This is a genomic window from Blastococcus sp. SYSU DS0510 (assembly GCF_054050835.1).
In genome coordinates, this window is the sequence record NZ_JBJHAC010000010.1 from 20,801 (window position 1) to 35,120 (window position 14,320).

Annotated in this window: 12 protein-coding genes; 4 read left to right on the top strand and 8 right to left on the bottom strand. The window is 73.3% G+C overall.

Going from position 1 to position 14,320, the window contains the following annotated elements; translation table 11 throughout:
* Positions 1-7: 7 nt before the first annotated feature.
* Entirely contained in the window at positions 8-1,519 is a 1,512-nt protein-coding gene (locus ACI79P_RS09880) for a potassium/proton antiporter (protein ID WP_456580870.1), read from the bottom strand.
* 270 nt (positions 1,520-1,789) lie between these two features.
* Between ACI79P_RS09880 and ileS the strand changes: the two genes are divergently transcribed.
* Complete coding sequence (gene ileS / locus ACI79P_RS09885) at positions 1,790-4,957, top strand: isoleucine--tRNA ligase (RefSeq protein ID WP_456580871.1); 3,168 nt, start codon at positions 1,790-1,792, stop codon at positions 4,955-4,957.
* Positions 4,958-4,970: 13 nt separating this feature from the next.
* Here the strand turns inward: ileS and ACI79P_RS09890 are convergent, their stop codons facing one another.
* Positions 4,971-5,714 (bottom strand): hypothetical protein, encoded by a 744-nt coding sequence (locus ACI79P_RS09890; RefSeq protein WP_456580872.1) that lies wholly within the window; start codon positions 5,712-5,714, stop codon positions 4,971-4,973.
* Positions 5,715-5,786: 72 nt separating this feature from the next.
* Positions 5,787-6,899 carry an ABC transporter ATP-binding protein gene (locus tag ACI79P_RS09895; protein ID WP_456580873.1) on the bottom strand — a complete coding sequence of 371 codons (1,113 nt, stop codon included), beginning with the start codon at positions 6,897-6,899 and terminating at the stop codon, positions 5,787-5,789.
* Positions 6,900-7,254: 355 nt separating this feature from the next.
* Between ACI79P_RS09895 and ACI79P_RS09900 the strand changes: the two genes are divergently transcribed.
* From ACI79P_RS09900 to ACI79P_RS09910, 3 genes are all read left to right on the top strand, one after another.
* A complete protein-coding gene (locus ACI79P_RS09900; RefSeq protein WP_456580874.1) occupies positions 7,255-8,625 on the top strand; it encodes an ABC transporter substrate-binding protein in 1,371 nt (456 codons plus the stop codon).
* A 123-nt stretch (positions 8,626-8,748) separates the two neighbouring features.
* Positions 8,749-9,738: a carbohydrate ABC transporter permease gene (locus tag ACI79P_RS09905; RefSeq protein WP_456580875.1), complete on the top strand. Its 990-nt coding sequence runs from the start codon at positions 8,749-8,751 to the stop codon at positions 9,736-9,738.
* Positions 9,735-10,655 carry a carbohydrate ABC transporter permease gene (locus tag ACI79P_RS09910; protein ID WP_456580876.1) on the top strand — a complete coding sequence of 307 codons (921 nt, stop codon included), beginning with the start codon at positions 9,735-9,737 and terminating at the stop codon, positions 10,653-10,655. Before ACI79P_RS09905 ends, ACI79P_RS09910 begins: the two co-directional genes overlap by 4 nt.
* 110 nt (positions 10,656-10,765) lie before the next feature.
* Here ACI79P_RS09910 and wag31 read toward each other — a convergent pair whose 3' ends face one another.
* The 5 genes from wag31 to pgeF form a co-directional block, all read right to left on the bottom strand.
* Positions 10,766-11,500: a DivIVA-like cell division protein Wag31 gene (wag31, locus tag ACI79P_RS09915; protein ID WP_456580877.1), complete on the bottom strand. Its 735-nt coding sequence runs from the start codon at positions 11,498-11,500 to the stop codon at positions 10,766-10,768.
* A 99-nt stretch (positions 11,501-11,599) separates the two neighbouring features.
* On the bottom strand, positions 11,600-11,887 hold the full coding sequence (locus ACI79P_RS09920) for a YggT family protein (protein WP_456580878.1): 288 nt from the start codon (positions 11,885-11,887) through the stop codon (positions 11,600-11,602).
* Positions 11,888-11,938: 51 nt separating this feature from the next.
* Positions 11,939-12,646, bottom strand: coding sequence for a cell division protein SepF (locus ACI79P_RS09925; protein WP_456580879.1), 708 nt, complete (start codon positions 12,644-12,646; stop codon positions 11,939-11,941).
* Between the two features lie 25 nt (positions 12,647-12,671).
* Entirely contained in the window at positions 12,672-13,472 is an 801-nt protein-coding gene (locus tag ACI79P_RS09930) for a YggS family pyridoxal phosphate-dependent enzyme (protein ID WP_456580880.1), read from the bottom strand.
* A 91-nt stretch (positions 13,473-13,563) separates the two neighbouring features.
* Positions 13,564-14,265: a peptidoglycan editing factor PgeF gene (gene pgeF / locus ACI79P_RS09935; RefSeq protein ID WP_456580881.1), complete on the bottom strand. Its 702-nt coding sequence runs from the start codon at positions 14,263-14,265 to the stop codon at positions 13,564-13,566.
* Positions 14,266-14,320: the final 55 nt, after the last annotated feature.

Consider the following 14,320-nt stretch of genomic DNA (forward strand, 5'->3'; position numbering starts at 1 on the left):
TCGTGCGTCAGTCGGTGACGTCGGGGCGGCCGTCCTCCCCACGCCACATCGCCAGCCGGCCGGCGCGGCTGACCGCCCGCAACCGCCGCTCGGCCTCGGCCCGCGAGGCGCGGGCCGACACCAGCAGCGCCTGGTCGCCGCGCATCAGCCGTGTCGTGCTGTCCGGCACGAAGGCCCGACCGTCCCGCACGATGAGCACCACGGCGGCGTCCTCGGGCAGCCGCAGCTCGGGCAGGTAGACGCCGTGCAGGCGGGACCCCTCCGGTACCCGCATCTGCATCAGCTCGGCGTCGAGCTCCTCCAGGGGCGCCGCCTCCACCTGGATCTCCCGCGGCGCGATCGGCGCACCGATGCGCAACCGCCGGGCCACCCAGGGCAGCGACCAGCCCTGCACGAGCGTGAAGACGACGACCAGCACGAACACGGTGTCGAAGATCCGCGCCGCGCCCGGCACCCCCGCCGTCACGGGGAAGGTCGCGAGGACGATGGGCACGGCCCCCCGGAGCCCGGCCCACGACACGAAGGCCTGCTGGGACAACGGCCACCGGAACCACACCAGCGACAGCAGCACCGAGAGGGGCCGGGCGACCAGCAGCAGGGCGCCTCCGACGACGAGGGCCGGGACCAGGGCGTCGAGCAGCCGGGGCGGCGAGACCAGCAGCCCCAGCAGGACGAAGAGCCCGATCTGGGCCAGGGACGCCATGCCTTCGGCGAAGCCGATGCTCGCGGTCCGGTGCGGCAGCGCGACGTTGCCCAGCACGACGCCGCACAGGTACACCGCGACGATGCCGGAGGTCCACGCCAGCGTCGCGGTCGCGTAGGCGAGCACGCAGAGCGAGAGCGTCGCGAGCGGGTAGAAGCCGGCCAGCGGGAGCGCCACCCGCCGCAGCAGCTCGGCCCCCAGGAGCCCGGTGGCCACGCCGAGCACGGCGCCGCCGACGAGCTGGCCCACCACCTGCAGGAGGATCAGCCACCAGGCGCCCGCGCCGGTGTCGGTGAGGACGGCGGCCAGCGTCGTCACCAGGAGGATCGCCGGGGCGTCGTTGAGGCCGCTCTCCGCCTCGAGGGCGGCGGCGAGCCGGCGGGGCAGCGGCAGCCGGCGCAGCGCCGCGAAGACGGCGGCGGCGTCCGTCGAGCCGATGACCGCGGCCAGCAGGAGCGCGAAGCCCCAGGACGCGTCCAGCAGCCACACCGTGATCCCGGCCGTGACCACCACGCTCACCGCGACGCCGACGGTGGCGAGGCTCAGCCCCGGGCCGATCGCGCGGCGGACGTCGGCCCACCGGGTGGTCAGGCCGCCCTCGGCCAGGATGACGACCAGCGCCGCGACGCCGAGGGTCTGGGTCAGCTCGGCGTCGTCGAACTGGATGCCGAGCCCGCTCTCCCCGAGCACCACGCCGATGGCCAGGTACAGCAGCAGGCTGGGCAGCCCGATCCGGTCGGCCAGGCGCAGCGCCACGGCCGCGAGGAGCACGACCCCGGCGCCGAGGGCGAGGGCGACGGTGACCGTGGTGTTCACCGCGCCCGCCCCATGGGGGCAGTCTTCCGCACCGCCGTGCCGGCCCTCGCGGGTGCAGGCCGGACGGCGGGTCGGGGGCGCCCGCGGATGCGCCCCCGGACCGGTCGGCCCGGGCGCCGCCGGAGGCGTCGGGTTCCCCACCGGAGGTGTGTCTGTCTTGCGCCGCCGGAGGCGTCGGGTTCCCCACCGGAGGTGTGTCTGTCTTGCGCCGCCGGAGGCGTCGGGTTCCCCACCGGAGGTGTGTTTGCGGGTTCGGGGAGAATGGCTGCCGTGAGTGCTCCCACCGGTCCCTTCGCCGCGCTGCCCCCGCAGGTCGACCTCCCCGCCCTCGAGCACCGCATCCTCGAACGCTGGGAGAGCGAGAAGGTCTTCGACCGGTCGCTGGAGGCCTCGCAGGGCCGCCCGCAGTGGAACTTCTACGAGGGGCCGCCGACCGCGAACGGCCGCCCCGGCACCCACCACATCGAGGCGCGCGCGTTCAAGGACGTCTTCCCCCGGTTCAAGACGATGCAGGGGTGGCACGTGCCCCGCCGCGCCGGCTGGGACTGCCACGGCCTGCCGGTCGAGATCGCCGTCGAGCAGGAGCTCGGCTTCGCCGGCAAGCCCGACATCGAGCGCTTCGGCATCGCCGAGTTCAACGCCCGCTGCCGCGCCTCGGTGGAGCGCCACGTCGACGCCTTCACCGAGCTGACCCACCGCATGGGCTACTGGGTCGACATGTCCACCGCCTACTGGACGATGGACCCGGCCTACATCGAGAGCGTCTGGTGGTCGCTCAAGCAGGTCTTCGAGAAGGGCCTGCTGGTCGAGGACCACCGGGTCGCCCCCTACTGCCCGCGCTGCGGCACCGGCCTCTCCGACCACGAGGTCGCCCAGGGGTACGAGACCATCACCGACCCCTCGGTGTACGTGCGGCTGCCCATCACCGACGGCGCGTGGGCCGGCAAGGCCGACCTGCTCGTCTGGACGACGACACCGTGGACGCTGCCCAGCAACACCGCCGTCGCCGTGCACCCCGACGTCGCCTACGTCGTCGCCCGCGCCGCCGGGAGCGACGACGTCCCGGTGGTGCTGGCCGAGCCGCTGCTGGCCGCCGTCCTCGGTGAGGACGCCGAGGTGCTCGGCCGGGCGCCGGGCCGGGACTGGGAGCGCACCCACTACCAGCGGCCGTTCGAGCTGGTCGAGTTCCCCGAGGGCGACGCCCACTTCGTCGTCCTGGCCGACTACGTGACCACCGACGACGGCACCGGCCTGGTGCACCAGTCCCCCGCCTTCGGCGCCGACGACCTCGCCGTCTGCCGCGGCTACGGCCTGCCCGTGGTCAACCCGATCGACGCGACCGGGCACTTCCTGGCCGAGGTGCCGCTCGTGGGGGGCCACTTCTTCAAGGCCGCCGACCCCGCCCTGGTCGAGGACCTGACGAGCCGCGGCGTGCTCTTCCGCGAGATCCGGTACGAGCACACCTACCCGCACTGCTGGCGGTGCCACACGCCGCTCATGTACTACGCGCAGCCGTCCTGGTACATCCGCACCAGCCAGATCAAGGACCAGCTGCTCGCCGAGAACGCGAAGACCAACTGGTACCCCGAGAGCATCAAGACCGGCCGCTACGGCGACTGGCTGCACAACAACGTCGACTGGGCGCTGTCCCGCGACCGGTACTGGGGCACGCCGCTGCCGATCTGGCGCAACGACGCCGACCCGAGCCGGATGGTCGCCGTCGGCTCGCTGGCCGAGCTCTCCGAGCTGACCGGCCGCGACCTGTCCGACCTCGACCCGCACCGGCCGTTCATCGACGAGGTCACGTTCACGCTGCCCGGTGAGGAGGGCACGTACCGCCGGGTCCGCCAGGTGATCGACGCCTGGTACGACTCCGGGTCGATGCCCTTCGCCCAGTGGGGCGCCCCGCACCGCAACCGGGAGGAGTTCGAAGCCGCCTACCCGGCGCAGTTCATCTGCGAGGCGATCGACCAGACCCGCGGCTGGTTCTACACGCTGATGGCCGTCGGCACCCTGGTGTTCGAGCGGAGCTCCTACGAGAACGTGCTCTGCCTGGGCCACATCCTGGCCGAGGACGGCCGGAAGATGAGCAAGCACCTGGGCAACATCCTGGAGCCGATCCCGCTGATGGACCGGCACGGCGCCGACGCCGTGCGCTGGTTCATGCTCGCCGGCGGCTCGCCCTGGTCGGCCCGGCGGGTGGGGCACGAGACGCTGTCCGAGGTCGTCCGGAAGGTGCTGCTCACCTACTGGAACACCGCCAGCTTCTTCACCCTCTACGCCGAGACCAACGGCTGGGGTGGGCCGGGTGGAGACGGAGCCGCGCCCGTGCCGGCGCGCGAGGAGCGGCCGCTGCTGGACCGCTGGGCGCTGGCGGAGCTCGCCGCGGTCACCCGCGACGTGACCGCGGCGCTGGAGGACTTCGACACCCAGGGCGCCGGGCGGCTGCTGGCCCAGTTCGTCGACGACCTCTCCAACTGGTACGTGCGGCGGTCGCGGCGCCGGTTCTGGGACGGCGACCCCTCGGCGCTGGGGACCCTGCACGAGGTGCTCGACGGGCTGACCCGGCTCATGGCCCCCTTCACGCCCTTCGTCACCGACGAGGTGTGGGCGCGTGCGGTCGTGCCCGGACTCGACGGCGCGGAGGACTCGGTGCACCTGGCCTCCTGGCCGCAGGTGGACGAGACGGCGCTGGACGACGCCCTCGTGGAGCAGATGGCACTGGTCCGCCGGCTGGTGGAGCTGGGCCGCTCCGCCCGCACGTCGGCCAAGGTGCGCACCCGGCAGCCGCTGGCACGCGCCGTCGTGGCGGCGCCCGGGTGGGCCTCGCTCCCCCGCGACCTGGTGGCCGAGGTGGCCGACGAGCTCAACGTCGCCAAGGTGCTCGAGCTCGCCGCGGTCGGCGGTGACCTGGTCGACGTCAGCGTGAAGATCGACTTCCGCGCGGTGGGCCGCCGGCTGGGCAAGCAGGTGCAGGCGGTGGCCAAGGCCGTCGCGGCGGCCGACGCCCCGGCGCTGGTGGCCGCCTACCGGTCCGGCACCGCGAGCGTCGAGGTCGACGGCGTGGACGTCGCGCTGGCCGAGGGCGACCTCATCGTGACCGAGACCCCGCGCGAGGGGTGGACCGTGGCGAGCACCGGCGGCCTCACCGTGGCGCTGGACCTCGCGCTCACCCCGGCGCTGGAGCGGGCCGGCCTGGTGCGGGAGGCGGTCCGCCTGGTCCAGGAGGCCCGCAAGGGCAGCGGCCTGGAGGTCAGCGACCGGATCGAGCTCTCCTGGACCGCCGACGGCGTCATGGCGCAGGCGCTCACCGAGCACGCCGAGCAGCTGGCCGGCGAGGTGCTGGCCGTCACCGTCCACGCGGGCACCTCGGGGGCCGGGGACGGCGTCGAGGGCCCGGAGGGCTCGCGCTTCTGGGTGGCCAAGGCCTCCGCGTAGGGCGCCCGGGGGCTCAGGCGCCCCGGGCCTTGCGGGCGCGGGCCCGGTCGGCGAGCTGCCGGTCGGGCCGGCACACGCCGCACGGGGTGAACCCGTCGGTGCGCGCCTCGTCCAGCGGCAGGGGGATCGCCTCGTGGCCCTGCAGGTGCACGCAGCCGGGCACGTGGTAGCGCGGGTGCTCGTCGACCACCAGCACCTCGTCGGTGAGGTCCACGATGATCAGCAGGTCGGTGACCTCGACCTCCTCGACCGGGGGCTCCCCCCGCTCCCGCTGCTCCCGCGGCCGACCCACCGCGGCGTGACCGCCCGTCAGAGGCCCAGCCGGCGCGGCCGGGTGCTCGACCGGCGGCGCCGGGACCGGCTCGGCGGACGGCGGGGCCGGCTCGGCGGACGACGGGACCGGCTCGACGGTCGGCGGGGCCGGCTCGGCGGCCGGCGGGGTCGCCGGTGGGACGGCGGTCGCGCCGGTCGCCAGGTCCGGCCCGGTCGCCGCCGGCCCGGCGTCGGGCGTGGTCGCGGGGGTCGCCGGGGCGGCGGGCGCACCCGTGGCCGCCGCCGAGGCGGTGGCCCCCGCGGCCGCGGCGCCCGCCGGCTCCCCGGCGCGCGCCGCGATCTGCCGGCGGGCCACGACCAGGACGGCCGCGGCGACCACGCACGCCCCGACGCAGGCCCAGTACAGCGCCGTCGTGCCGGTGAGCAGCCCGCCCACGAAGAGACCGAGGCCCAGCAGCACGAGCAGCGCGGCGATCACGATCACAGGGGGACTGTAGGGCGCGCCGCGCCGCACCCGCCCCTCGGACGCCCGCGCCGCTCCGGAGCGGCGCGGGGGTCAGACCGGGGTCTCGGTGACCCGCAGCCCCGTCTCCGCGGAGAAGAGGTGGGCCTCCCCCGGCCGGATGGCCGCGTGCACGATCTCGCCCTTCGCCGGTGGGCGACGGGGGTCGGCGCGCAGCACGATCTGCTTCTGGTCGACGAGCCCCTCCACCGCGGTGGCCAGCCGGCCGTAGGCGAACGCGTCGGACCCGAGCTCCTCCACGATGAGCACCTCGACGGGGATGCCCTGACCGGCGGCGACGAACTCGACCGACTCCGGCCGGAACCCCAGGGTGGCGGTGGTGCCGCCCTCGCGGGCGATGGTGGCGAGCGCCTCGCGCGGCAGCGGGACCGCCTGCCCGCCGACCTGCGCCCCACCCTCGGTCAGCGTCACCGGGACGAGGTTCATCGCCGGCGAGCCGATGAAGCCGGCGACGAACACGTTCGCCGGCTTGTCGTAGAGGTTGCGGGGCGTGTCGACCTGCTGCAGCACGCCCTCGCTGAGCACGGCGACCCGGTCGCCCATCGTCATGGCCTCGACCTGGTCGTGGGTGACGTACACCGTCGTCACCCCGAGCCGGCGCTGCAGGGCGGCGATCTCCGTGCGGGTCTGCACGCGCAGCTTGGCGTCGAGGTTCGACAGCGGCTCGTCCATCAGGAAGACCTGGGGCTGGCGCACGATGGCCCGGCCCATCGCGACCCGCTGCCGCTGGCCGCCGGAGAGCGCCTTGGGCTTGCGGTCGAGGTAGGGCTCGAGGTCGAGGATGCGGGCGGCCTCCTGGACGCGGGTCGCCCGCTCCTCCTTGGAGACGCCGGCGATCTTGAGGGCGAACCCCATGTTCTCGGCGACCGTCATGTGCGGGTAGAGCGCGTAGTTCTGGAACACCATGGCGATGTCCCTGTCCTTCGGCGGCAGGTGGGTCACGTCCCGCTCGCCCACGCAGATCCGGCCGTCGGTGACCTCTTCCAGGCCGGCGAGCATCCGCAGCGACGTCGACTTGCCGCAGCCGGACGGGCCGACCAGCACGAGGAACTCGCCGTCGGCGATCTGCAGGTCCAGCGCGTCGACCGACGGGCGGGTCGCCCCCGGGTAGACGAGCGTGGCGTGGTCGAACGTGATGGCGGCCATGGGTCCCTTCCTGCGCCGAACGGTGCCGTCACTGTGGCACGGCGGGGGCCGCCTGGACCACCACGGCGCCGACGACGTCCCCGACCGGGTCACCGGGCGGCGAGCGGGACGTCCCCCGATCGTGGGTTGGCGGCGAGCCGCCGTGGGAGCGCTCCCATATGCTCCGCGGCGCGCAGTCACCCGGACGTGCACCAACCGCTCGGATCCTGCACAACTGTTACGGCAACGTTGCCGCAGGGGGTCTCCCGCGCGGCTAACCTCGCCGCACGGATGTGACGGGCCGGGCCCTGGACCGGGTGCCGAGCTCGCAGTCACACGATGCGGCGACGGAGCCGCAGGACTTTGGAGGGACCACATGAGCAAGCGCGCGAGAGGCCGCGGGGCAGCGGCAGTGGCCGGCGGGCTGGGGCTGACGCTCCTGCTCACCGGGTGCGGCGCGGACCAGGTCGACGGCGGTGGCGGCGGCGCGGCGGCCGCCGACACGGAGATCGACTGCGCGCCCTACGAGGAGTTCGGCGACCTGGAGGGCGAGACCGTCTCCGTCTACACCTCGATCGTCGACCCCGAGGACCAGCCGCACATCGACTCCTACGTGCCCTTCGAGGAGTGCACCGGCGTCGACGTCCAGTACGAGGGCTCCCGCGAGTTCGAGGCGCAGCTCGTCGTCCGCACCCAGAGCGGGAACGCCCCCGACATCGCCTTCATCCCGCAGCCGGGTCTGCTGGCCAACCTCGTCCGCTCCGGCGACGTCGTGGCCGCCCCGGAGCAGACCGAGGCGAACGTCGACGAGTACTGGGACGAGAGCTGGAAGGAGTACGGCAGCGTCGACGGCGAGTTCTACGCCGCGCCGCTGGGCGCCAACGCCAAGTCCTTCGTCTGGTACTCGCCCGCGGCGTTCGAGGAGGCCGGCTACGAGGTCCCGCAGACCTGGGACGAGATGATCGCCCTCTCCGAGGAGATCGCCGCCACCGGCGCCAAGCCGTGGTGCGCGGGCATCGGCTCCGGTGACGCCACCGGCTGGCCGGCCACCGACTGGCTCGAGGACGTCGTCCTCCGCACCGCCGGCCCCGAGGTCTACGACCAGTGGGTCAACCACGAGATCCCGTTCAACGACCCGCAGATCGTCGAGGCGCTGAACACCGTCGGCGAGATCCTCAAGAACCCCGAGTTCGTCAACGGTGGCCTCGGCGAGGTGCAGTCGATCGCGTCCACCGAGTTCGGCGACGCCGGTCTGCCCATCCTCGACGGCAGCTGCTGGATGCACCGCCAGGCGTCCTTCTACCAGGCCAACTGGCCGGAGGGCACCGAGGTCGGCCCGGACGGCGACGTCTTCGCCTTCCCGCTGCCGCCCATCGAGGGCGAGTCCGCCCCCGTCCTCGGGGGCGGCGAGTTCACCGCGGCGTTCAACGACGACCCGGCCACCCAGGCGTTCCAGACCTACCTCTCGTCCCCGGAGTGGGCCAACATCAAGGCCCAGGTCTCCGGCCCGGGCTGGGTCAGCGCCAACACCGGTCTGGATGTCGAGAACCTGGAGTCCCCGGTGGACCAGCTCTCCGCCGAGCTGTTCCAGGACCCGGAGTCGGTGTTCCGGTTCGACGGCTCGGACCTCATGCCGGCCGAGATCGGCGCCGGTCGCCTGTGGACCGAGCTGACCAACTGGATCGCCAACGACAAGCCCACCGAGGCCGTCCTCACCGACGTCGAGCAGGCCTGGCCGGCGTCCTGACCTCGCGGTCGTGACACCGGGCGCCCGGCAGCCGCACGGCTGACCGGGCGCCCACCACCCCGGATGCCGGGGGACGGCTGCGGCCGTCCCCCGGCATCCACCGTCGGAAGGAGGTTGCCACCGGTGGAGTGGTTCCTGGAGGCGAACACCGCAGGGCACAAGATCGCGTTGATGGTGGTCGCCATCCTGCTGTTCGCCGTCGTGATGGGCGCGATCCTGTTCGCCGTGGACCGGCCCAAGCGGGTACCCACCTGGGTGGTCGTCGCCGGTTTCCTCGGCCCCACGTTCATCCTGCTGCTGGTCGGCCTGGTGTACCCCGCGCTGGAGACCGTGCGGGGCTCGTTCTACAACCGGGACGGCTCGGAGTTCGTCGGCCTGGAGAACTACGCGACGGTCTTCACCGAGGACAACTTCCAGACCGTCCTGGTCAACACCGTGCTCTGGGTGCTGGTGGTCCCCGTCGTCACCACCACCCTCGGGCTGGTCTACGCCTACCTGGTCGACCGCACCCGCTTCGAGTCCCTGGCCAAGGCGCTGATCTTCCTGCCCATGGCGATCTCCATGGTGGCGGCCGGCGTCATCTGGAAGTTCGTCTACGAGTTCCGCCCCGACCAGCCGGGGGTGAACCAGATCGGCCTGCTGAACCAGCTGCTGGTCTCGCTGGGCCTCGAGCCCCAGCAGTTCCTGCTGACCGCGCCCGCGAACACCTTCTTCCTCATCGTCGTGATGATCTGGATCCAGGCCGGGTTCGCCATGACGGTGCTCTCCGCGGCGATCAAGGCGATCCCCGACGACATCGTCGAGGCGGCGCGGCTCGACGGCGTGAGCGGCCTACAGATGTTCCGCTACGTCACCGTGCCCAGCATCCGCCCGGCCCTGGTGGTCGTGCTCACCACGATCGCGATCGTCACGCTCAAGGTCTTCGACGTCGTGCGGACGATGACCGGCGGCAACTTCGGCACCAGCGTCGTGGCCAACGAGTTCTACACGCAGGCCTTCCGCCAGTTCAACTTCGGCCTCGGCGCCGCCCTGGCGGTGCTGCTCTTCCTGCTGGTCATCCCGATCATCGCCTACAACGTCCGCCAGCTGCGCCTGGCCGAGGAGGTCCGATGACCACCACGACCCCTGTCATGGCCCCGGTACCCGGGGAGGTGGACACCCGCGGGCGGACGCACACCCGAGCGGCACGGGTCAAGAAGCGGCTCACCTCCCCGGCCGCGTCGGTCATCGCGATCGTCATCGCCGTCCTCTGGACCGTGCCGATCCTGGGCCTGCTGGTCACCTCCTTCCGGCCGGAGCTCGACATCCGCCGCTCCGGCTGGTGGACGGCGTTCACGAACCCGGAGTTCACCCTCGACAACTACAACCAGGTCCTCTACGGCGGCACCGACTTCGCGTCGCTGTTCGTCAACTCGCTGGTCATCACCCTGCCGGCGGTGGTCATCCCGATCACCCTGGCCCTGCTGGCGGCCTACGCGTTCGCCTGGGTGCAGTTCAAGGGCCGCAACATCCTGTTCGTCGCCGTCTTCTCGCTCCAGGTCGTCCCGATCCAGGTGACCCTGATCCCGCTGCTGAGCCTGTACGTCGACGGCGGGCTGGCCGGGTCGTTCTGGACCATCTGGCTGTCGCACGCGATCTTCGCCCTGCCCCTGGCGATCTTCCTGCTGCACAACTTCATGAAGGAGATCCCGCCCTCGCTCGTCGAGGCCGCCCGCATGGACGGCGCAGGGCACGTGAAGATCTTCTTCCAGGTGCTGCTGCCGCTGCTCACCCCGGCCATCGCGGCGTTCGCCGTCTTCCAGTTCCTGTGGGTGTGGAACGACCTGCTCGTCGCCCTCACCTTCGCCGGTGGGGCACAGGACGTCGCCCCGCTCACCGTGCGGCTGGCCGACATGGTGGGCACCCGCGGGTCGGACTGGTACCTGCTCGCGGCGGGCGCGTTCGTCTCGATCATCCTGCCGCTGATCGTGTTCCTGGCGCTGCAGCGCTACTTCGTGCGCGGCCTGCTCGCCGGGAGCGTCAAGGGCTGAAGGACCTCCCGCTCCCCGGCACACGCACGCTCGCACCGGGCCCCTGAACGAGGCCGGTCCACCACGAAGGCCCCGGACCGAGAGGTCCGGGGCCTTCGTGGTGCGCTGGCTCAGGCGCTGGCGTGCTGGTTCTGCCGGCCGGCGGCGGCGGGCTCGGCCGAGCCGCGGCTGTCCAGGTCGCGCAGGTGCGACTCGAGGTAGGACCGCAGCCGGGTCCGGTACTCGCGCTCGAACGTGCGCAGCTCCTCGATCTTCCGCTCCAGGCTGGTGCGCTTCTCCTCCAGGCCGCCCATGACCTCGACGTGCCGGCGCTCGGCGTCCTGGTCGAGCGCGGCGGCCTTGGCGCGGGCCTCGCGCTCCATGGTCTCGGCGCGCGTCCGCGCGTCACCGATCATGGAGTCCGCGCGGTGCTTGGCCTCGGCGACCATCTGCTCGCTCTTGGCCCGCGCCTCGGACATCAGGCGCTCGCTGTTGGTCTTGGCGCCGGAGAGCATCTGCTCGGACTGCGTCTTCGCCTCGTTGACGTACCGGTCGGCCGTCTCGGTGGCCAGCGCCAGCATCCGGGAGGCACGGGCGCTGTCGTCCTCCCGGGACTGGACCGGCGGGGCAGGCGCGGCCTGCGGCGCCGGTGCCGGGGCGGGGGCCGGCGGCTCGGGCCGCTCCTCGGCACGCGCGCCGGCGCGGCCGACGCTGGAGCGCAGCTCGTTGTTCTCCTCGATCAGGCGGGCCAGCTCGGCCTCCACCACGTCGAGGAAGGCGTCGACCTCGTCCTCGTCGTAGCCCCGCTTGCCGATGGGCGGCTTCTTGAAGACGACGTTGTGCACGTCGGCAGGCGTGAGTGGCATCTTCAGGTCACCTCAGGTCGGACGGCGGGAACAGGGGCGTCGTGGGGCGGCGACGGAACGCCACCGTCCCACGGCTCTGGACCCCGGGGGCTTCAGCGGTCATGCGAGTGCGAGCGTGATGTTCCGGAGGACCACCACGGCGATCAGCAGCACCATAAACCCGAGGTCCAGTCGGATGGACCCCAGGTTCAACGGCGGGATGACCTTGCGCACGGCCTTCAGCGGTGGATCGGTGGTCGAGTAGACGATCTCGAGACCGGCCGCGACCGCGCCCGAGGGACGCCAGCTGCGCGCCAGCACCATCACCCAGTCGACGACGAACCGCGCGAAGAGCAGCACGAGGAAGACGAGCAGCACCGACGAGACGATCTGCCAGAAAAGAGACACGGGCCCCGCTCGATCAGGGCACCACCGGGTGCCGACTCCACTGCGCGCCGCTCAGGACTTCTGGGAGAACCCGCCCTCGCGGATCTTCGCCTTGTCCTCAGCGGTGACGGCGACGTCCTGCGGACTGAGCAGGAACACCTTCGCCGTGACGCGCTCGATACTACCGCGCAGTCCGAAGCTCAGTCCCGCAGCGAAGTCGACGAGGCGCTTGGCGTCGGCGTCGTCCATCTCGGTCAGGTTCATGATGACCGGCATGCCGTCGCGGAACCGCTCACCGATGGTGCGCGCCTCGTTGTAGGTGCGCGGGTGGAGCGTGACGACCTGGTAGCTCTTGGCCACGGGTGCGGGTGCCGCCTCTGGCTCGGGTTCGGGGGCCACGACCGGCTCGCGCACGGCCAGGCCGGCCGCGGCGACGGGGCCGCTGGTGGTGCTCAGGACACGGGAGCCGGTCGACCCGGCAGCCGCGCCGGTCGGCGCGAGGCCGAGCGGGCGGGCCTGGACCCGGCGCACCGACAGGGGCTCGGGGTCACGGGCGGCGGGCACCTCGGCGACCTCGTCGTCGGCGTACTCGTCGGCGTAGTCGTCGGCGTAGCCGCGGTCGGCGAAGTTCTCGCCGTAGCGGTCCTCGTCGTAGCGGCCGTAGCGACGGTCGTGCCCGAGCTCGTCCGACGGGCGGGCGTCGTACCGGCCGTAGCCACGGAGATCGTCGTCCTCGACGAGCCCCAGGTAGATCCCCATCCTCCGCATGGCTCCAGCCATCGGACCTCCCCCTCTGCCGGTGTCCTCAGCGTCGCGTCTGCACGGTCGTCGTCACATCGTCCCCGTCCGCCCGGTGCTCGCGCGGCTCGTGCGACTGCTGTGACTCGCGTGGCTGGTGTTCCTCGAACTCACCGCAGGGTAGGGGGCGCGCGCCGAACAACGCGGTTCCGACACGCACGATCGTGGCGCCCGCCGCGACTGCCTCCTCGAGGTCCCCGCTCATGCCCGCGGAGATCTCGACCGCCCCGGGGTGGTCGGCACGCAGCCGCTCGGCCACCCGCGCCAGCCGGTCGAAGGCGGGCCCCGGCTGCTCGCCCCGCGGCGCGACGGCCATGACGCCGCGCAGCCGCAGCCCGGCCGCCGCGGCCACCACGTCGGCGAGCGCGGGGACCTCCTCCGGTATCGCCCCGCCGCGCGCGGCGGCCTCCCCCTCGGGCCCGCCCAGGTCGACCTGGACGAGCACGTCGACCGGGCGGCCCGCCTCCTGGCCGGCGCGGTCCAGCGTGGCGGCGAGGGGCGCGCGGTCCAGGGAGTGCACGACGGCGCCGGTGCGGGCCACGGCGGCGGCCTTGTTCCGCTGCAGCTGGCCGACGAAGTGCCAGCGCACGCCGGCGTCGGCGAGGTCCGCCGCCTTGCCCAGGAGCTCCTGGACCCGGTTCTCACCGAAGTCGCGCTGCCCCAGCGCGGCGAGCGCGCGGACATCGGCGGCGGGCCAGGTCTTGCTGACCGCGAGCAGCTGCACCGTCGCGGGGTCGCGCCCGGCGGCCCGCGCGGCCCGGTCGATGCGGGCGCGGACGGCGCGCAGGTTCTCGGCGAGCGGGCTCACGGCCTGGATCGTCCCCCCTGGTGACGGGCTGGAACAACCACCCTCCAGGCCCCCGCGCCGGGCCTGCGAGGCGCCGGGGGAAGGGTGGCCCTCACTCGAGCCAGACGAGGCCCGCCTGACGGCCGGTGACGCCGTCGCGGCGGTGGGAGAAGAGGGTGCGGTCCTCGACGGTGCAGCGCGGGTCCTGGACGACCTCCGGGATGCCGGCGCGACGGAGGATGTCCTCGACACCGGCCCGCAGGTCCAGGCCCGGCGTGCCGGCCCGGGTGGTCACCGCGGCGGCCGGCGCCTCCCGCGCCACCTCGCGCTGCATCTCCCCGGGGACCTCGTAGCAGGCTCCGCAGACGGCGGGGCCCAGCAACGCGGTCACGTTCCGCGCGCGGGCGCCCAGGCTCGCCATGGCCGACAGCGCCGCCGGCAGCACGCCCTGGCGGACTCCTTCGCGGCCGGCGTGGACGGCGGCGACGACGCCGGTCTCGTGGTCGGCCAGCAGGACGGGCACGCAGTCGGCGGCCAGCACGGCAAGCACCAGGCCCGGCGTCGCGGTGACCAGCGCGTCGGTCCCGGGGACGGGCCCGGCCTGCGGCCCGTCGACGACCGCGACGCCGGTGCCGTGCACCTGGTCCATCCAGACCAGGCGGTCCTCCCCCACGCCGAGCTCCCGCGCCACGCGGGCCCGGTTCGCGGCGACGTCGGCGGGGTCGTCACCGACGTGGGAGCCCAGGTTGAAGGAGTCGTAGGGGGAACGGGAACGGCCGCCCCGCCGGTCGGTGACGACCCTGCGAGGTCGCACCGCCGACGGAGCGGCCGGATTCGTATGCATCGGGCGCCAGACTACGGCCTGGCGA